At 63.7% G+C, this 19,181-nt stretch carries 18 protein-coding genes and 1 pseudogene; 9 read left to right on the top strand and 10 right to left on the bottom strand.

The features are described from left to right. Window positions 1–56 precede the first annotated feature (56 nt). Both QM588_RS18085 and QM588_RS18080 read left to right on the top strand, forming a co-directional pair. On the top strand, window positions 57–1,433 hold the full coding sequence (locus tag QM588_RS18085; protein WP_283315361.1) for an NAD-dependent succinate-semialdehyde dehydrogenase: 1,377 nt from the start codon (window positions 57–59) through the stop codon (window positions 1,431–1,433). Window positions 1,434–1,569: 136 nt separating this feature from the next. Next, window positions 1,570–2,439, top strand: a complete 870-nt coding sequence (locus QM588_RS18080; protein ID WP_283315360.1) for an alpha/beta fold hydrolase — start codon at window positions 1,570–1,572, stop codon at window positions 2,437–2,439. On the opposite strand, the gene QM588_RS18075 is transcribed toward QM588_RS18080, so the two are convergent. After that, complete coding sequence (locus QM588_RS18075) at window positions 2,436–3,788, bottom strand: cytochrome P450 (RefSeq protein WP_283315357.1); 1,353 nt, start codon at window positions 3,786–3,788, stop codon at window positions 2,436–2,438. The two genes, QM588_RS18080 and QM588_RS18075, sit on opposite strands and share 4 nt — an antisense overlap. 85 nt (window positions 3,789–3,873) lie before the next feature. Here QM588_RS18075 and QM588_RS18070 point away from each other — a divergent pair, with 85 nt between their 5' ends. Next, a complete protein-coding gene (locus QM588_RS18070; RefSeq protein ID WP_283315356.1) occupies window positions 3,874–4,491 on the top strand; it encodes a TetR/AcrR family transcriptional regulator in 618 nt (205 codons plus the stop codon). A gap of 75 nt (window positions 4,492–4,566) precedes the next feature. Here QM588_RS18070 and QM588_RS18065 read toward each other — a convergent pair whose 3' ends face one another. The 6 genes from QM588_RS18065 to QM588_RS18040 form a co-directional block, all read right to left on the bottom strand. Further along, window positions 4,567–5,931 (bottom strand): acetamidase/formamidase family protein, encoded by a 1,365-nt coding sequence (locus QM588_RS18065; protein ID WP_283315354.1) that lies wholly within the window; start codon window positions 5,929–5,931, stop codon window positions 4,567–4,569. An 89-nt stretch (window positions 5,932–6,020) separates the two neighbouring features. Continuing rightward, window positions 6,021–6,461, bottom strand: coding sequence for a hypothetical protein (locus QM588_RS18060; RefSeq protein ID WP_283315352.1), 441 nt, complete (start codon window positions 6,459–6,461; stop codon window positions 6,021–6,023). Window positions 6,462–6,670: 209 nt separating this feature from the next. Next, entirely contained in the window at window positions 6,671–8,359 is a 1,689-nt protein-coding gene (locus tag QM588_RS18055) for an ABC transporter family substrate-binding protein (RefSeq protein WP_283315351.1), read from the bottom strand. 37 nt (window positions 8,360–8,396) lie between these two features. Continuing rightward, window positions 8,397–10,298, bottom strand: coding sequence for an ABC transporter ATP-binding protein (locus QM588_RS18050; protein ID WP_283315350.1), 1,902 nt, complete (start codon window positions 10,296–10,298; stop codon window positions 8,397–8,399). After that, complete coding sequence (locus QM588_RS18045) at window positions 10,291–11,211, bottom strand: ABC transporter permease (RefSeq protein WP_027497844.1); 921 nt, start codon at window positions 11,209–11,211, stop codon at window positions 10,291–10,293. The genes QM588_RS18050 and QM588_RS18045 overlap by 8 nt, the downstream gene beginning before the upstream one ends. A 32-nt stretch (window positions 11,212–11,243) precedes the next feature. Then, window positions 11,244–12,224, bottom strand: coding sequence for an ABC transporter permease (locus QM588_RS18040; RefSeq protein ID WP_032407015.1), 981 nt, complete (start codon window positions 12,222–12,224; stop codon window positions 11,244–11,246). Between the two features lie 319 nt (window positions 12,225–12,543). On the opposite strand from QM588_RS18040, the gene QM588_RS18035 reads away from it, so the two are divergent. Both QM588_RS18035 and QM588_RS18030 read left to right on the top strand, forming a co-directional pair. Next, window positions 12,544–13,500 carry a hypothetical protein gene (locus tag QM588_RS18035; RefSeq protein ID WP_283315344.1) on the top strand — a complete coding sequence of 319 codons (957 nt, stop codon included), beginning with the start codon at window positions 12,544–12,546 and terminating at the stop codon, window positions 13,498–13,500. Further along, a complete protein-coding gene (locus QM588_RS18030) occupies window positions 13,497–14,120 on the top strand; it encodes a hypothetical protein (RefSeq protein ID WP_283315343.1) in 624 nt (207 codons plus the stop codon). Before QM588_RS18035 ends, QM588_RS18030 begins: the two co-directional genes overlap by 4 nt. On the opposite strand, the gene QM588_RS18025 is transcribed toward QM588_RS18030, so the two are convergent. After that, window positions 14,083–15,351: a DUF4185 domain-containing protein gene (locus QM588_RS18025; protein WP_283315341.1), complete on the bottom strand. Its 1,269-nt coding sequence runs from the start codon at window positions 15,349–15,351 to the stop codon at window positions 14,083–14,085. The genes QM588_RS18030 and QM588_RS18025 overlap by 38 nt on opposite strands. A 142-nt stretch (window positions 15,352–15,493) precedes the next feature. After that, window positions 15,494–15,907 (bottom strand): DUF6992 family protein, encoded by a 414-nt coding sequence (locus tag QM588_RS18020; protein ID WP_283315340.1) that lies wholly within the window; start codon window positions 15,905–15,907, stop codon window positions 15,494–15,496. Window positions 15,908–16,013: 106 nt separating this feature from the next. On the opposite strand from QM588_RS18020, the gene QM588_RS18015 reads away from it, so the two are divergent. Then, window positions 16,014–16,346 carry a hypothetical protein gene (locus QM588_RS18015; protein WP_283315338.1) on the top strand — a complete coding sequence of 111 codons (333 nt, stop codon included), beginning with the start codon at window positions 16,014–16,016 and terminating at the stop codon, window positions 16,344–16,346. Window positions 16,347–16,370: 24 nt separating this feature from the next. Here the strand turns inward: QM588_RS18015 and QM588_RS18010 are convergent, their stop codons facing one another. After that, entirely contained in the window at window positions 16,371–16,937 is a 567-nt protein-coding gene (locus tag QM588_RS18010) for a peptide deformylase (RefSeq protein WP_283315337.1), read from the bottom strand. A 63-nt stretch (window positions 16,938–17,000) separates the two neighbouring features. Here QM588_RS18010 and QM588_RS18005 point away from each other — a divergent pair. From QM588_RS18005 to QM588_RS17995, 3 genes and pseudogenes are all read left to right on the top strand, one after another. Continuing rightward, window positions 17,001–17,129: pseudogene (locus QM588_RS18005) on the top strand (DUF2256 domain-containing protein); the annotation flags it as partial. 15 nt (window positions 17,130–17,144) lie between these two features. Next, window positions 17,145–17,396: a DUF3253 domain-containing protein gene (locus tag QM588_RS18000; RefSeq protein WP_230073891.1), complete on the top strand. Its 252-nt coding sequence runs from the start codon at window positions 17,145–17,147 to the stop codon at window positions 17,394–17,396. A 37-nt stretch (window positions 17,397–17,433) separates the two neighbouring features. Beyond that, a complete protein-coding gene (locus QM588_RS17995; RefSeq protein WP_283315336.1) occupies window positions 17,434–19,176 on the top strand; it encodes an HNH endonuclease signature motif containing protein in 1,743 nt (580 codons plus the stop codon). Window positions 19,177–19,181: the final 5 nt, after the last annotated feature.

Raw genomic sequence — 19,181 nt, 5'->3', positions numbered from 1 at the left:
CCATCCGATTTGCCCGATTGGGAACAACATCGGCCCCGCCGTCCGTTGAACCGAGCATGACGACCTACAAGACTGTCAATCCAGCCGACGGCACAACCGTCAAGGAATTCGAAACTCTCGACTCGGCCGGCATCGAGCGCGCCCTCGCGGACGCGCACGCTGGTTTCCAGACGTGGCGCAAGACCTCACCCGAGCATCGCGCAGAGATCCTGCACAAGGTCGCCGACCTCTATGTCGAGCGCGCCGACGAACTGGCCCGCACCATCTCGCTCGAGATGGGCAAGCCGCTGACCGAGTCTCAGGGCGAGGTCGAACTGTCCTCGAACATCTACCGGTATTACGCCGACAACGGCCCCCGCTTGCTCGAGGACGAGACACTCGACGTGCCCGGCGCGGAAATCAGTGTGCTGCAACGCAAGCCGGTGGGCGCACTCGTCGGCGTCATGCCGTGGAACTTCCCGTACTACCAGGTAGCCCGATTCGCCGGCCCGAACCTGATGGTGGGCAACACGATTCTGCTCAAGCATGCACCGAACTGCCCGCAATCGGCGTTGCTGATGGAAGAGATCTTCCGGCAAGCCGGGTTGCCGGAAGACGCGTACATCAACATCTTCGCGACCAACGAGCAGATCGCAGACATGATCGCCGACGCCCGCGTGCAGGGCGTCTCCCTCACCGGAAGTGAGCGGGCCGGAACGTCCGTCGCCGAGACGGCCGGGCGCAACCTCAAGAAGGTCGTGCTCGAGCTCGGTGGTTCGGATGTGTTCATCCTGCTCGACTCCGCAGACATGGACGCCACCGTCGAATCCGCAACCCGTGCGCGCCTGTCCAACGCAGGCCAGGCCTGTAATGCCGCCAAGCGCATCCTCGTTGCCGAGGACGTCTACGACGAATTCGTCGCCAAGCTCGTCACATCCTTCGAGGCCGTGCAGACCGGCGATCCGTTGGATGCCAACACCACTCTCGGTCCCCTGTCGTCGCAGACCGCCGCCGATACCCTGATCGAGCAGATCGACGACGCCGTGTCCAAGGGGGCCACTCTGCTCACCGGCGGTAAGAAGATCGACGGACCGGGTGCGTACGTGCAGCCGACGCTGCTGACGGACGTGACTCCGGACATGCGTGCCTACACCGAGGAACTGTTCGGCCCCGCAGGCGTCATCTACAAGATCCAGAACGCCGACGAGGCAATCGAATTGGCGAACTCATCCCCCTACGGACTGAGCGGGTCGGTGTGGAGCGCAGACCTCGACAAGGCCCGGGACGTAGCAGAACGCCTCGAGGTGGGCATGGCCTTCGTCAACGAACACGGCACCACACTGCCCGGCCTGCCGTTCGGCGGCGTGAAGCGCTCCGGCGTCGGCCGCGAGCTGGGACCGTGGGGCATGGACGAATTCGTGAACAAGAAGCTCGTCCGAGTCTCCGCGAAATAGGCTCCGCTGACAGAGCTCCCCGGGCAATTGCCCGGGGAGCTCTGTCGTTCTCCCTCGTCGAGCATTTCGACCCGATACCGCAGGCCTAGGAGATAAGTTCGAGTCTCGTCCTTATCACAGCTCCGAGGAGATTTTCGTGGCCAACGCTTCGTCGTTCGTATCCAAGCAGGACGACCTCGAGATCAGCACCTATACCTGGTCTACGTCCGCCGATCCTGCTCGCGGTGTCGTACAGATCGCACACGGGCTCGCCGAGCACGGCAGTCGTTACGCACGCTTCGCTGCCGCCCTGAACGACGCTGGCTTCCACGTCGTCGCGTCGGATCACCGCGGCCATGGCCAGTCGATCGTGGACACCCCCGGCGATTTCGGGGCCGCCGCATTCGCCGGCCTGTGGGCAGACATCGAGCAACTGGGCGAATCACTGCTGACCGAGTACCCCGACCTGCCTCTGTTTCTCTTCGCTCATTCCATGGGATCCTTTGCCGCCCAGCATGTTCTGATCGAGCGATCAGATCTGTACGAGGGTGTGGTGCTGTCGGGCTCGACGACACTCGACGTCCTCGCCGCCGGAATGGCCGACGCCCCCGCCGGGGACCTGAGCGTGTTCAACGCCGCCTTCGAGCACCGCACCGGTTACGAGTGGCTCTCGCGTGACGAGGCCGAGGTGGACGCCTACGTCGCAGATCCACTGTGCGGCTTCGACCTTCCGGCGTCGACGGTTCCCGCGTTGTTCGGCGAGGCCGCGAAGCTCGCCGATCCGCACAACCTGGAGCAGATTCGCTCCGATCTCCCCCTGCTCATCACGTCGGGAACGGACGACCCACTCGCCGGCGGTGGGCAGTTGATCGAGACGCTGGCCGCCCGCTACCGCGAGGCGGGAATGAGCGATGTGACCGTCACGCTCTACCCCGGCGCGCGCCACGAAATTCTCAACGAGACCAACCGTGACGAGGTCACAGCCGACATCATCGCTTGGCTCACCGACCGCGCCGGATCGGTCTAACGCCGTCTCAGCTGCACGGGCTGCCCGTCCTCCGGGAAGGGCAGCGACGTGAAGTTCAGCGGCGCAACGTAATCGGGGTCGACCGTCCAGTCGAACCGCAGCAGCAGGTGATGCATGATCGTCTTGATCTCGGCCCCGGCGAAGAACATGCCGATGCATTTGTGGACGCCGCCGCCGAACGGCTCCCACGCATAGCGGTGCACCTTGTCCTCGCGGCGATCGGCGGCGAACCGTCCGGGATCGAATTGCTCGGGGTTGGGCCAGTACTGCTCCATGTGATGCGTGAAGTGCGGCGCGACAGAGGCATACGTTCCCGCGGGGACGAACTTCCCTTGCACCTCGGTGTCCTTCACGGCGCGGCGGGCCACTACCGGTGTGGGCGAGACCAGGCGCAAGCACTCCTTCATCACCAGATCGACGTTGGTCAGCTCGTCGAGTTGCGCGAACGAGGGAGCATCGGTGCCCAGCGCCTCGCATTCGGCCCGGCACTTGTCCTGCCACTCCGGATGCTGACCGAGGTACTGCATCATCGTCGACAGCGTGATCGTCGACGTGTCGTGCGCAGCCATGAGCAGGAAGATCATGTGGTCGATCACTTCGTCGTCGGAGAAGTGCTCTCCGTCGTCACCCTCGATGTGGCACAACACCGAGAAGAGGTCGTCGGTCTCGGTGGCTCGACGGGCCGGGAGATAGCGGCGGAAGAACTGGTCGAGCACCGCTCGGCCGTCCAAACCTCGCTTCCACCGCGTGCCCGGAACCCGATAGCGCACGATCGACGTGGCGGCCTGCACGCAGGCAATGAAACTCGAATTGAGCTCCGCAATGTCGGCGTCCGTCGTTCCCTCCGCACCGCCCATGAAGATGCTCGTCGCGACGTCCAGCGTCAGTGCTTTGAGCTCCGGATAGACCTGGAAATCGCGGCCCGGCTGCCACGCGTCCAAACCTGTTGCCGTAACTGGATTCAACGCTGCGACGGACTTGGTCAGCCGGTCCCGAGTGAAGGCCTGCTGCATGATTCGTCGATGACGTAGATGCTCCTCGGAGTCGAGCAGCATCAGCCCGCCGTGGAAGAACGGCCCGATCAACAGCGACCAGCCGTCACCGTTGGCGAACGCCTTGTCCGCGTTCTGCAGCACTTGCTGACACGCATCGGGACCGAGAACGGTGATCCACTTCTGCCCGGCCATCGTCATCCACGAGACCTCGCCGTACTTGTCCCACCGACTACCGAGCAGCTTCAGAGGGTCTCGAATGTACTCGAGCGTGTGCCCGACGACGGGAAGACCGCCGTCGCCGAACACCGGTTGGAGAGCTGAATCTGCGGGTGGAGCAGCCAGCGCACGTGCCATTGTCGACCTCCGTCAATCTGACATGACGCCATGTCAGATGAGATGTAGTCTGCGTCACAGTCACGGTCTCTGTCAAGATCTACCCATGCCCCCTACGACGCGTCGCTACAACGGCATGAGCGCCGACGACCGCGCGGCCGACCGCCGAGCGAGATTGCTCGACGCCGGCCTCGAGGTATTCGCGGCAGCCGGAGCGAGGGGTGCGACCATGACCGCGATCTGCGCACACGCCAAGCTCACCGAGCGCTACTTCTACCAAAACTTCAGCAGCAGAGACGACTTGCTCGAGCAGGTCGTGGAATCGGTGTCCGCCGAGATACGAACGGCAGCGCTGGATGCACTGCACTCCCCCGCCCGGACCGTCGACGAGAAGGTACACAACGCGGTGACCGCGTTCGTCGGCGTCCTGACCGAGGACCGCCGCAAGGGCCGGGTCGCGATGATCGAATCGCTGGCCGTCGACTCCCTCCGCGAATACCGACGAACGTCCCTGCGCGGCTTCGCTCATCTGGTGGCCGAACAGTCGCGTGAACTCTACGGCGACAAGGCTTGGCCCCAACCACAGTCCGAGATCAACGGCCTGCTCTTCATCGGGGGTTTGGCCGAACTCGTGATCGCCTGGCTGAACGACGAAATCGACATCGCACCTGCAGACATCGTCGACGCCGCAACACGTCACTTCATCGCGACGGCGCATCGCTGAGGTGCGCTACGCGCAGTGGCGTGATTATGTGCCCGCAGAGGCACTTACCCGCACCACTGCGCCGCAGGCGCACTACTACCGGTCGAAGTGCGCCTTCGAGATCTGTCCGTGCACGCCGACGGTCTTGTCGACCACCTGCGAGACGGTGAAGTTCGCGGCAGCGGAGAGGTACGCATACGCCGTCGCTCGATCCATGCCGAGATCGGTCTCCAAGAAGTCGAGAGCATTGACCACAGCCCGACGCATCGCTGCGTTCAGGTCCGAACTCTGGCCGCCGACGGCCCCGTCCGGATCTGATAGGCCGATCGGAATCCACGAGTCCTCGTTCTCGGCAAAGGGATACGAGTACGCGACGGACGGCGCGTCACCGCTGCCCGCCTTGCAGACCGTAAGGCGGAAGGTGCCGCGCAGAGACCCCTCCATCGCGGTGAGCGCTACCTCACCGTCACCCATCGCCATGTGCGGATCGCCGACGTAGAACAGCGCGCCCTCCGCGAACACGGGAAGGTAGAACGTCGACCCGACGCCGAGCAGACCGACGTCGATGTTGCCGCCGCCGAGCGTCGGGGGAATCGAGTTGGCATTCGGGGATGTCAGACCTGGGTCGCTGGCGAACGCCACGCCCATCATGCCCATGAACGGGCGCAGCGGAAAGCGCACGGCCGCATCGCCGTACCGCATCACGCCCTGCCCGTCCTCGACGGCCGTGAACGTGGACACGTTGCCGTACTGCGTCGGGTCACCCGATTTCCTGCCGTCGCCTCCGATCGGCGGCATCACCTCGTCCAGGCCGATGCCCGCAGGTGCCTCGCCGGACGCTGTGACCGCCAGAGCGCCCTTGCCGTGCCTGCTCGACACCACGCCGTACGGCACCCGAGGAACGGCCTCGAGTGTCTCGATCTTGAGAACGTCTCCGCGCTGCGCGCCCTCCACGAACACCGGACCGGTCACCACATGCGGTCCGTCGACGTCGAAGTTGCGTACCGTCCGGTCGTATCCGCCGGCAATGTCGATGGCGTCCTGGAGTACATCGGACTCGGAAACGCCCTTGCCGCCGAAGAATTCGACGGGATCGCGGCCCTGGTCTTCGAGAATGCCCTCGTGGCTCAGTGCATCGATGGTCACGGTCTCGCCGGACTTCATCTGCAGTACCGATTCGGACTCGACCGTCGGGACGTAACCCCACAGAACCTTGTCTACCTCGGAGCTCAGATAGTGGTCTCCCGAAATGTCGCCCGATCCTGGGTTGAGAATGGCACCCGCGGACGCGGCAGGAGCCGACGAACTTGTTGCCGCGGTAATGGTCGAGGACGGCGAACACGCAGCTGTAGTCGCCAAACCAGCCCCTGCGCTCATCGCTGCCACCGCCCGAATGAAGCCGCGTCGGCCGATTCCTTTGCTGATCGTTTCCGCTGCGTGCTCTGCCATCGACTGCGCCATGCTGCCTCCTGAATTGTCCGAATCTCGAACGTAGATCAGGGGTGCTTCTCAGCAGTTACGAACGCGCGTCACGCGAATTGCTCAGCGACTCAACTGGGGTCGCTGCCGGCGATCGCCGACCACCAGATCGCGGTGACAGCTGCCAACAGACTCACCGCCAGAAATTGTGCAAAGCCCCCACCGTCGACGATCAACCACAGCAGCCCGATGAACGGGCCGGCCACTGCTGCGGGGGCGTCGAGCATGATTCGGCGGCGCAGAGAACCGAATCTGGCGCTGCGCGTGCGCAGATCGGACTCGTTGAGGCGCGGGGCATCGAGAGGTGCTCCCGGCGGTATGGTCGATCGACGCCGACCCGACGGTAGGGCAACGATCCCCGGTTCGACGACGAAAGCGCGGCGTCCGAGAAACGACCTACCGACCTTCGCTTCGGCGTCGGGGACCAGTCCGAGAAGACCGGTGTGGAAGTACACCGGATACCAGGCCCGGCCGGCGCCCTCCTGAACCTCCACATACCCGCGCGAGCGCATGCGGTGTTGAAACCGAACACGACGCACGGCGATTCGGTTCCCAGAGCGTGCTGCGGATCGTCCGGCCAACAAGGCCGAGGCCACAGACCAACCCGTCCAGATCAGAACGACGAGCGCAACCAACAGGCCGAGCGGGGTGTAGACAGCGGTCGATGCCGCGACAACCAGCGTGATTGCCGCGACACCGACCGGATATTCGAGCCCGTTGCCTATTTCAGGAACCCGACCTTCGACATATCGATGTCGCCGAATCCTGGAGCACCGAAGTTGGCGAGATTGGACTTCGTCGCATAGGTGAACGGACGCTGGAACAGCGTCAGGCTGTGGCCTTCGGCCCAGATCGCTTTGTCCGCCTCGTTGTAGTCGGCGATTCGTGCTTCGTCGTCGAGCTCGCCTGCAGCCTTGTCGAGTAGTCCGTTGATCTCCTCGGACCCGACCTGACCGTAGTTCTGCAATGTACTGCCGGGCGTCAAACGGAAGATGCCGTCACTGCTGGACGTGTACGGCGTTCCCTCCCAGGTGAAGTGGGTGACATCGAAGGCACCCACCAGGATGTACTTCTCGAAGAAGTCGTCCGACGGCACCGCATCGATGATGAGGTTGGCACCGACAGCCTTGAGGTTCTGCTGGATGATCTGCGCTTCCTGCGTCGCGTTCGGGGTATCGGCCGGAATGACGTCGTGCAGATCGAGCTGTTGGCCGTCCTTGGACCGGAAGTCGCCGTTCATCGTCCAGCCTGCGGCATCGAGCTCAGACTTCGCCTTCTCGGGATCGAACGTGATATCTCCGTTGTTGGCCTGGTAGCCCTTCTGGCCATCGACGTAAATGTGACTGTTCAGCACCGTCGGGTTGGAGGTGATCTGGCCCAGCTGGGAGGTAGCCAGGTAGTCGCGGTCGATTGCCTTCATCAGAGCCAACCGGACCGCCTTGTCCGACGTGATGCGTCCGGGAGCACCGTTGAAGTCGAAGTGGCGGTACTGAGACCCGAGGCTCTGCCGCAGGTCGACGTTCGGGATACCGCGGGCGACCTTGAATGCATCTGCGCTGCTGCCCAGTTCGTAGTAGTCGATCTCGCCGCTCTGCAACGCGCCGACGGACGCTGTCGAATCGAGCGGCAGGTACGTGATGGTGTCGAGCACTGCGGGATTTTCGCCCCACCAGTCCGGGTTGCGTTCGGCGACAATGCGCTTGCCACCGGGTTCGATGGTCCGGATACGGAACGGCCCTGCGGTGGCCGGCATCGTGCTCACAGATCCGGTGTTGAAAGCGTCGACACTGGCCATGGACTCAGCCGGCATCAGAGGCTCGTACAACGACCGCCAGTCACCGAACTTCTCGGCAAAGGTCAGGATGACCTGCTGGTCGTTCTCGCCGCGGACGACGGACTCGACCTTGTCCCAGCCAGCGGTGCTGGACGCCTCGTAGGCCGGATCCTTACCGTTGTTGGCAGTCCACGTTGCCACGAGGTCTGTGTAGTCCAACGGACGCCCGGTGCTCCACTTGGCCTTCGGGTTGATGTTGTACGTGATGACCTGCTTGCCGTCGACCTCGGACTCGGTGATGTCGGTGAAGAAATCCGTCGCGACCGTCAGGCTTGCATCGGCTGCAGCATTGAATGCTCTCGGCATCAATGCCAGGTAGTACCGTGCCGCATCGACCGTGGTGCCATCGATTTGGTAGTAGTTGTAGTTGGTCGGCACCTGCGAGAGCGGAAAGTTCATATTTCCGCCCTGCTGGAGATCGCTGATGGGATGCGGGTTGATCTGCGCTCCGCTCTCGAAGGACGCGGGCGCATCGGGGTTGGGCCCGGTATCGCCGGAGCTGCACCCCGCCACCAGTCCCACAGTGGTCACGGCCACCGCAATCGGGACCAGTGCCCGAAATAGCTTGGCTCTCATCAATTCACCTTTCTCAGTGTGCACGTAACCTGCAGGGTCAGATGGCGTCGGCCAGTGCTGCGGCCTCGGCGATTCGGGCTCGTTGGAGCACGGGATCGGGAATGGGGATGGCTTTGAGGAGTGCCCGCGTGTACGGGTCCTTCGGTGCGTCGAAAATCTGCTCCGTCGGGCCCTTCTCCACGAACACACCGTTACGCATCACCGCTACTTCGTCGGCGAGATGACGCACCACCGAAAGATCGTGCGAGACGAACAGATACGCCAGACCGAGCTCCTCCTGCAGATCCTGCAACAGGTTGAGCACACCCGCCTGGATCGACACGTCGAGAGCAGACACGGGCTCGTCGAGCACCAGGATCGACGGCTTCAGCGCCAAAGCCCGTGCAATGCCGACTCGTTGGCGCTGCCCGCCGGAGAACTGGGTGGGATACCGATCCGCGAGCTCGGGACGCATTCCGACGGTGTCCATCAGTTCCCGAACCCTGCGGGTGCGTTCGTCGACCGGCACGCCGTTGATCTTCAACGGCTCGGCGATGATCTCCCCCACCGGCATTCGCGGGTCGAGCGAGCCCATCGGATCCTGGAACACGATTTGGATGTGGGCGCGCAACTTTCGTTGCTCGGCGCGGCTCAGGCTGTAGGGCTCTACGCCGTTGATCTTTATCGAACCCTGCTGCGGCTTCACGAATTCCATGATCTCGAGGAGAGTCGTGGACTTTCCGCACCCGGACTCACCGACGATTGCCAACGTGGACCCCGCATGCACATCGAAGCTGATGCCCTGCACGGCAGGCACTTCCCCAGCCCGACGACGCAGCACGGAACCCTTGAACATCGGGTAGCTCTTGTGCAGATCGGTCACCGACAGCACCGGTGCGTCCTTGGAAACCGTCACCACTAGCTCCGCCGGGGCCTCCGACCGTGGGACACCCTCGAACTCGGCCTCCACCGACTCGGCTGTGGCTGCGTCGACGCGGATGCACGCCGCCCTGTGATTCGGGGCAACCTCGATCAACGGCGGTTCGCCTTCGTCGCAGGCCTCCGTGTGCAACGGGCACCGAGGCCCGAAGGGGCATCCCGTCGGCAGGTTCACCAGGGCAGGTGGAGTGCCCTCGATGGGCACCAGCCGCTCCTGCGCAGGACGATCCGGGCGAGGGACGGAGCCGAGCAGTCCCACCGTGTAGGGCATCGATGGGTGCGCGTACAGCTCGTCGACCGGAGCGGTCTCGACAGCACGACCGGCGTACATCACCATGGCCCGGTCGGCAACGCCGGCAACGACTCCCAGGTCGTGGGTGATGAACACGACGCCTGCGCCGGTGACGTCGCGGGCGGTACGCAGGAGGTCGAGGATCTGGGCCTGAATAGTCACGTCGAGAGCAGTAGTGGGCTCGTCGGCGATGATGAGATCGGGATCGTTTGCGATGGCCATCGCGATGACGACGCGTTGACGCATGCCACCGGAGAACTCGTGCGGATACGACCGCGCCCGGGCCGCCGGATCGGTAATACCGACCAGATCGAGCAATTCAAGGGTGCGCTCGTGAACCTTCGCCTTGGACAGTGACGGATTGTGTACCGAGATCGCCTCGGCGATCTGGTCGCCGATGCGGTAGATGGGCGTCAACGCCGTCAGCGGGTCCTGCGAGATCATCGCTACCGAACGTCCACGCTCACGCGACATTTCGCGGTCGGACAAGCCGAGCAGTTGACGGCCGTTCAGTTCGATGGATCCGGTGACCCGCGCGGTCTGCGGAAGAAGCCCCATGACGGCCAGGGACGACACCGACTTTCCCGAGCCGGACTCACCGACGATGGCCATCACCTCGCCCTTGCCCACCTGATAGTCCAATCCGCGGACCGCGGTGACGCGCCCCTCCTCGCTCGGGAAGCTGACCTCGAGTCCGCTGACCTTCAATACCGGCACAGTCTCAGCCACGTGCCTGTCCCCTCGTCGAGTTCGGATCGAAAGCGTCGCGCAGGCCGTCGCCGACGAAGTTGGTGGCCAGCACGATCAACACCAATGCGCCACAGCAGAACGCGAACAGCCATGGATAGGTCAGCGCGGACGACGTACCGTCTGCGATCAGCGTGCCGAGCGAGACGTCGGGTCGTTGCACACCGAACCCGAAGTAGCTCAAGGACGCCTCGCCGATGATGGCGATGCCCACATTGAGAGTCACGTCGACGATGAGAATCGAGGCCATCGACGGCAGCACGTGCTTGCCGATCACACTGCTCGGTGTCGCGCCCATGTACTTGGCGGCGCGGATGAATTCGCGTTCACGCAGGGACCGAGTCATCGCGCGAATGATGCGGGAGGTGATCATCCACGCAAACGCGGCGAGCAGCAGCACCAGGATGAAGAAGCTCTTGTCGCGGAACAACGGAGAGCAGATCGCGATGACCAGAAAGCTGGGTACGACGAGCAATACATCGGCGACCCACATCAGCGCCCGGTCGGTCCAACCGCCGAAGTACCCCGCCACCGCGCCGACGACGCCGGCAAGCACCGTGGAAATGAGCGCGACGAGCATGCCGATGATCAGGGACTTCTGCAGGCCGCGCAACGTCTGCGCCAGGACGTCTTGGCCGATCTGATTGGTGCCGAACCAGTGTCGTGTGGTCGGCGGCGAGTTGAGCGCGTACGCGTCGAGTTCCTCGTAGGTGAACGGGATGAAATGCGGGAGCACGAACGCGCCGACGAACATCGCGAGAAGGACCACGATGCCCACCAGCGCCGGCCGGTTACGCAGGAACCGGCGCAGCACCAACCGCCGACGGGTGATCGGGGCAGACGAGTCGATCGGGCCCTCGACCGCAGCGATCTCGGGAACCACAGGTGTCGCCATCGCCGGTCCTTTCCTCTACTCGAAGTGGTGGGTCAGTCCGCGTAGCGAACGCGCGGATCCAAAGCAGCAGTGAAGATGTCGGTCAACATTCCGGAAACCAGGACCGACAGCGCCGTGAAGAGCGAGACCGCGAGCGTGATGTTGATGTCCTGACTGGTGATGCCGTAGATCAGCCAGTCACCCATGCCGTACCAGCCGAACACGCGCTCGGTGAACGTCGCGCCGGTGATCACCGCACCCATACCGAATGCGAACAGCGTGGCCATCGGGATCAACGCAGTACGGAAGCCGTGCTTGAAGATTGCGCGACCGCGCGTGAGCCCCTTGCCGCGGGCAGTACGGATGTAGTCCATGTTCAGCTCGTCGAGCATCGAACTGCGCATGTACCGGCTGTAACCGCCGATGGTGAACAACATCAGCACGACGGTCGGCAACAACAAATGTTGTGCGCGGTCGAGTATTTCGTTCATCAGACCGGGGGCGAGCGTCGTCGACGTCTCACCGGTGTACTGGAAGAACTGACTGCCGGTGCTCTGATTGACCTGCACAGCAAGGTACTTGAGCACCGGTGCCAAAACCAGGATCGGGGTGCTGATGAGAATGAACGTCACGACCGTCGCGACGTGATCGAAAATCTTGTACTGCCGGACGGCGCCGTACGCACCGACGAGTGTTCCCAGTACCGCGCCGAGGACGGTGCCGAGCACGACCAACCGCAGCGAGACCAGGATGCGTCGCCACAGTTCGTCGTTGACCGAGCCCGCAGCGATGGTCTGACCGAAGTCACCGTGAAGAACGGCCCAGAGCCACTTCAAATACCGAAGCACGGGATTGTCGTCGAGATGCAGTGCCGCGCGCTTGGCGTCGAGCACAGCGTCCGACGGCGGCGGGTTGCGACTGAGCAGATTCGACAATGGATCGAACGTGAGCGAGGCCAGCAAGTACGTGAGAAACGTCGCGATGATCAGCAGGACGACGTAGTTCAGCAACCTGCGTGCGAGATAACCGCCCACGCGCAACCACCTTCCATCGAGCACCACGGCCGTGCCCGACGGCACTGCTCCCGGCATTGTTCACACCGCTTGTTTCCTGCGTGTTTCGTTAGCGGTGGAAACGGACATTCCTCAAGATAGCACCAGGAATTCGTATTTCGACGACGGTTGAGAAACTCTTACCGACACTTCGGACAATGCGGAATCATCGGTCGCAGAACAAGTCTGACGACCTGGCACTCGTAGGGTCGCCTAATTCATCGGCTCGGCGGACGCATTCGCGACAATGCGGACAGGAGACGAATAGGCGGTGCTCGCACACGTCGGTAGATTCACTGCCATGCCGACAGACTCCACACCCGACGGATTCGCTCTCGAACGCTTCGACGTCACCGATTCCGGGGCCATCGCCACGATCTTCGCCGCCAAGGACTACCGAAACGGACTCTACGTTCTGCATTTCGCTGACAACGCGGCCTTCGTGGGCTACTCCGAATCACTCGCGGCCCGAGTGAATGCCGACCGCGAGATCTGGCCAGACATCGAAGCCATCGAGGTTGCACCCGGTGCCGCAGATCGCCTGGAGCAGCTCACCGATCTCGTGTCCCAGCTCCACCCCCTGCGACAACGCCCGTCGGAGCCCAGCGCGATCGGCGAAACTCCGGGAGTGAAGACGGCACTGCCCAAAGAACGAGCCAAGCGCACGACGCTCCTCGACGCGGCCGTAGGACGCAGTCGTCGCCAATTCTGGGAACTGTCCGACCACATCGCGTACCCCGCCATCCGCAGCATCGTGGCCGACTACATCAACTCGTCGATCCCCGACCCAGCCAACACCGCGAAATACCTCTGGCAGACAGCCGCTCTGTCCGACGTACAGGACAACACCGGTCCGCGACGATTGCTGACGCTGACGTGCGGCGGCTTCGAGACCCTGCGAGTCGACGAAATCGTGCACGACGACGACACGATCGAGCTCGACCTGCGCATCAACACCAACGTTCCGCGCGACCGGACAGACGAGCAACTCGAGGTCTCCAACGAAACCGTCAGCGCCGGACGGGGACCGTACCGAGACGAACGGGTGTGGTCGTGGTCGATCGACCTCGGCGCGTTGCTGGAAGAAGACGTGGATGTCGATCTCGGTATCGACGACGACACGTTCGACGATCTCGCCTACGGCCTCAACGCGAGGCTCATGCGGTCCGGAAACTCAACGGGCGCAGCGGCACACAACAACGATCTCGCGGCCGACCTACTCGCCGAGGCATACCGGCAGCTGTTCGAGGCCGAGTGACCGACCGCCTCTGGTACGTCGCATACGGCTCGAACCTGTTGCGAGAGAGGTTCTCCGTCTATCTGACGGGCTCCGAGGAAGGATCGGAGTTCGGGGCGCATCCACCGGCACCCTCGTCGGAAGAGGTCGAGGCGGAACGCTGGTTGTGGATCGATCACGCCCTGTACTTCGCGGGCGTGTCCCGACGGTGGACCGGGGCGTCGGCCTTCGTGTCACTGACGACCGATCCCGCCGAACCTTCACTGGCACACGGATACCTGATCGACGGCGCGCGGTTGGCGCATGTTTCCGCAGTGGAGAACGTGGTCGATTCCGTCGATATCTCGGCTGTGGAATCGCTGGGCATCGGCGAGTGGGCCGCACTCGACATCGACCGCCGAGGTGAAGCATACCGAGGGAAATATGATGCGCTGCTACGGCTTCCGGACATCGACGGACAGCCCGCGTTCACACTGACGAGTTCGATCGTGCGGGAGCACGGCGAACCGTCGCGCAAGTATCTCTCGACGATCCGGCGTGGACTACTGTCCGCAGAAATCGACATGGACGTCGACGCCTACCTCGACGCTGCCGCCGGACGCGTCACTTCAACGCATCGAGGTTCGTCTTCAGAAGCATGACGTTGTAATCGGACCACCGAGAAGCCGTGAAGTACAGGTCTTTTCCGCTCGACATCGGGTGAATGAACGGCGCGTAGATGCCGCCTGCCGTCTGGTTGGCGTCGAGAATCGTCCTCGGTTCGCTCCACGGTCCCTCCGGGTTTTCCGCCGTGCGCGCCACCAGCGTCCGGTTGTTCTCGTTGCCGTACATCATGACGTACCGGCCGAGGTAGTCGTTCCACGCCACCGACATCTCACTGACCGGGCCCTTCACTACGGCGACGGTATCGCCGACGTTCTTGGACCATTGCTTGGCCGGATCGGGATCTTGCGTCGAATACTCGTAGGCGTCGAGATTCTCGATCTGATCGGGCGCGACTCGGGAGACGAACGCGTCGCCGAATCGTCCGTTGGGAGTACCGAACTGGTACAGGTACTGACCGTCTTGTCCCAGAACATAGGCGCTCTGCTGAAATTTGCCCTGGCTTTCGTGGACGTTGGTGAAGCCTGGGATCGTGACACCCTTGTTGACGCGGATCGTCTTGGGATCCGTCGTCCAATTCTGGCCGTTGTCGGTCGATTTGGCCGTCGCCGAGTAGTTCGTGATCCAGCGGCCGGGTGTGCCCCAGCTCTGCACCGACATGTAGTTGATGTACTGGGTGTTGCCGATCGCGATAGCCGCCGTGGGGATGGTCGTGTCCTCGACGCTCGGTAGCTTCGCGCTCGAGATGATCTCGGCGGCGTAACGCGGATTGTTCGCTTTGACAACCGCACCCGAGGTGGTGTTCGCCGGGTCGGCCGGACCGATCGTGATGCCCTGCGACAAGTTCGTCGACGCCTTGTCCGAGCGAAAGAGTGCATTGCTGCGCCACTGGGCATTGCCGGAGGAGCAATCACCGAACGTGTCACCGAACGCCATCAAGATCTGGCCCGCACCGTTGTCCCAAGTGATACCGAGGTCGGTTCCGGACATCGCCAGGTTGTCGTAGGTGTCGTTCACGCTCTGCGGACCGGTGACCCAGGCGATGCTCTGCGTGTTGCCGGTGATGCGCGGCAGAGGACCCTGCGGGCCCTGCGGGTTCTTGCCCGACATTCCTGCGCTGCCCGACGAACCGAACAGCGGTGAGGAGCCCGGCCCACCGAGCCCGCCGCACGGCTCGGCCGACACGGTGGGCGCAGTCAGAGCGCTGAGTCCGCTCACTGCCAGTGCCAGGACAGCCCCGACAGCGATCTGCCGACTACGTACACGCATGGACGAACCCACCGTTTCCCGTGTGACCCACGATACTGATGTGACTGATGGGACGAGTGTTACGCAAATCTACTGATCGCGCAACAAATCGGGCGTGTCGGTACTTGACAAAACGCCTACGGCGAGAATGACACTCGTGTGATTAGCCGGCAATCATGCGCGCGTGAGTCGTATCGAGTGCGAGCAGCGCAGCGCCCTGCACGACGACCGCCGTTCCGTGACCGATCGCCTGCTCAGCGGTGATTCGACGGCCGAAGCTGGGCTTCCGGACGGCGATGTGCGCACCGGCCGCGACATAGAGAACATCGAGCCCCGCATTGATCCACAGCAACTTGCTCAGACTCTTCGACGTCGGGACCGAGGAATTGAGCGCTCCCGCCCCTGCGATCGCCACATCGATCGCACCCCAACCCGCGGTCTGCTGGCCGAAGGCACGACGGGCAGGCGACGAGCCGCGCACCGCCAACACCGTTCCGGCAAGCACACTCACACCGCCCCATACGGCGAGACGCCGACCGAGTATTTGGGCGACGGCGGGAGCTTCCATACGAGTCATGGCTCCAGTGTGCCGGGCCCGACGCCGAGGGCGACCCGTAACGCGCGGTCCGTTGCTGCCGAACACCGAGCACCGGGTATTCGTGCTCGAAACGAACGGAGTCACCATGCTGAAGAAGATCCTCGCAGGCGCTGCACTGACGATCGGCGTAGCAGTGCTCGCCGCACCGATGGCATCCGCCGCGCCCGACGACAACCCGTTCGGCCCCAAGGACTCCACTTCGAGCTTCGTCAACGCATTCGACCCCGCGGCCTACAGCAGCGCGAGCGAGAAGTCGTTGATCGTCAGCCCATTCGGGACCACACGACAAATCGACTGTTCCTCGTTCCATGCCCGCACCTGGTGCACTCAGAACAGCCACGCGCTCACCGACATCCGCATTCCGGCCGGATCGTCGGAATGGGATTACCGGATGCTCTACGTCTACAACCCGTTCTGACAGTCGAATAAGGCACAGCCGCGATTACAGCCCGAGCGGATGCGCGTCGGCCCCGGGCAACCAACTGTGGCCCGGCCCGACCCACCCTCTCTCCTTGATCATCTTCTTCGCCGCACGTCGGTGGCGGCCGAGCAGGCGGTCGAGGTAGAGGAGCCCGGCCAGATGGTCGGACTCGTGCTGCAGACACCGCGCCAGATAGCCCGTTCCTTCCACCGTCACCGGGTTGTTCTCCACATCGACACCTGTGACGCGAGCCCAGTGGGCACGCCCGGTCGGGAACAGCTCCCCCGGCACGGACAGGCATCCCTCGGTGTCGTCCGGGTCGGGCATAGTCTCCGGAATTTCAGAGGTCTCGAGCACCGGGTTGATCACGTGTCCGCGATGACGGACCCCGCCGTCCCGCAGGTCGTAGACGAAGACCGAACGTGGGTCGCCTATTTGGTTGGCCGCGAGGCCCGCACCGGGTGCAGCCGTATTGGTGTCGAACATGTCCTCGACCAACGCTTCGAGTTCGCCGTCGAACACCGTCACGCGAGTTGCCGGAGTTGTCAGCCGGGGATCACCGGCAACCAGGATCGCTCGAATCGCCATGAGATAAGGATAGTTTCGCTCCGAGAGCGGCGAAGCCCTGGGCAACGAGGTTACTGTCGATCTGTGGCCCACTCCCGTCGTCCCTCCACCGCGCACCCCGCAGACAAGGTCTGCGCGTCGTGCGGTCGGCGGATCGAGTGGCGCAAGAAATGGGAGAAGAACTGGGATGACGTCAAGTACTGCAGCGACACCTGCCGGCGGCGCAAGGTGAGTGCAACCGACAAGGAACTCGAAGACAAAATCCGATCCTTGCTCGACGCCCGATCACGCGACGCGACGATCTGCCCCTCGGACGTCGCACGAGCCCTGTCCGACGACGACTGGCGCGACTTGATGGAGCCCGTTCGCCGCGCGGCCCGACGTATGGTCGACGCCGGCGAAGTCGAGATCACCCAGAAGGGGTCGGTCATAGATCCCTCGACCGCAAAGGGGCCGATCCGGATCCGTTGGAAGCGTTGACGGAAACCTGTCGGTGGGTGGGTATAGCTTTCGTGGTGTGAAGACATGGGGGGATGTGTTCGGGCTCGGGGACCAGGAGTTGGTCTCCGAGCTCGCCGACGTGGCTTCACTCGAAAATGTCCTCGCCGCAACCAGATTGACGTTGCTCGCCGAGATCGACCGCCGCGGCTTGGCAATGAAACTCGGGCACTCGTCCGTCACCCGCTGGTACGCGAAGTCGGTTCGGATCACCGACGGGTCAGCCGCCCGCCAGAACGCACTGGGGTACTGGCTGTTCGATCACCCCACCGTGCTCGACGCCCTCGCCGACGGCCGGATCCATGCCGCGCATGCCGCCGCCATCGCCGAGGGATACGACGTCGTGCTGGTGGCCGACCCGACGTTGAATCAGGACCGGCGCAACGGAATAGTCGCCGAATTGCTCGACACCGCGATGCGCAACACCGCCGGCCAAGTGACCTCCCGCGCGCAGGCTTTGGCGCATGCGGCCGCCGACGACGCCCGAGCGCGACACGCGAAAGCCGAGAAACAACGCCGAGAGCAGGAACAGCAGGAACAGGAACGCCACGATCAGGAGCGGCGGAAAGATGATACAGCGACCACTAACGGCACGCCTCCCGATCCGGAACCACCTGCGCCCGAGCCTGTTCCGCCGACACCCGCGCCGCGACCGGTGTCGGAGAACCCAGACCTGAACCGATTCGACCTGCATGCTCTGGCCAACGGCCGCTTCCAGGTCGGCGGCAACATCGACCGGTTGCTGGCCGAGAAGCTTCTCACTGTTCTGTCGCCGTTGACGGCACCGCGACCCGGTCCCGGCGGTGAACGCGATCCACGTAGCCCGTCGAAGCGCCGGGCAGATGCACTAGATCAGATCCTCGACCGGCACCTCCGCGGCGGCACCCGCGGGTCGGCGGGCGGGTCGCGGGCGTCGGTGCACCTGATCGTTCCCCTGCTCGACTTGCTCGCCCACGGCGGTGACAAGCAATCAGATAGCGGTGCAACGGATTCGGGTGACAAGGGTTCGGTCTCGAATGGTTCCTCGAGCGGCAGCGATAGCAACGCCTCGCGTCCGGATGGATCTGCTCGAGGGGATATCGCTGCTCACGGCGATGCGGCATCCAGTCGTGATGGTGTCGGTGGCAGTAGCGCCGGGCATGGGACTGCCCCCAACCCAGGGAGTATGGCTGCTCGCGGCGCAGCAGCGTCCGGTGGTGGCGATGTCGGCCGTGCCGGGCAGGAGTCTGCGTCCGCCCCGGACGACGCTGGTCCTCGCGGCGATGCCGCGGCCGGTCGTGGCGGTGGCAGTCACGCCGGGCAGAAGTCTGTGCCCGAGCCGGGTGACGCTGACTGGCCGTTCCATTTCGACTGGACCGGCCCGATCAGTCGATCCCTCGCCGAGCTGGTCACCTGCGACGCCGACTTGACCCCCGTCATCGTCGACCACCACGGCGTACCACTCGCGCTCGGACGAACCACCAGACTCGCCAGCGACGACCAACGCATCGCCCTGACCATCCGCGACACCTGCTGCGTCATGTGCGGCCGCCCAGCCCAGTGGTGCCAAGCCCACCACATCGAATTCTGGGAACACGGCGGCCACACCGACCTGATCAACCTTGCGCTGGTCTGCGGAGAATGCCACCGCCTCGTCCACCACGGCGACTGGCAACTGATCATGGGCGACGACGGACACCCCTACGCCATCCCACCCGAATCCGTCGACCCCAGACAGCAACCCCTCCCGAGCTACCACCGACGAAAACAGCGAGCCGCTTGAACAAC

The sequence above is a fragment of the Rhodococcus sp. IEGM 1354 genome (assembly GCF_030056855.1).
GTDB lineage: Bacteria > Actinomycetota > Actinomycetes > Mycobacteriales > Mycobacteriaceae > Rhodococcoides.
The sequence above is the reverse complement of the archived record's forward strand: the minus strand, read 5'-3'. Positions and strand labels throughout refer to the sequence as shown.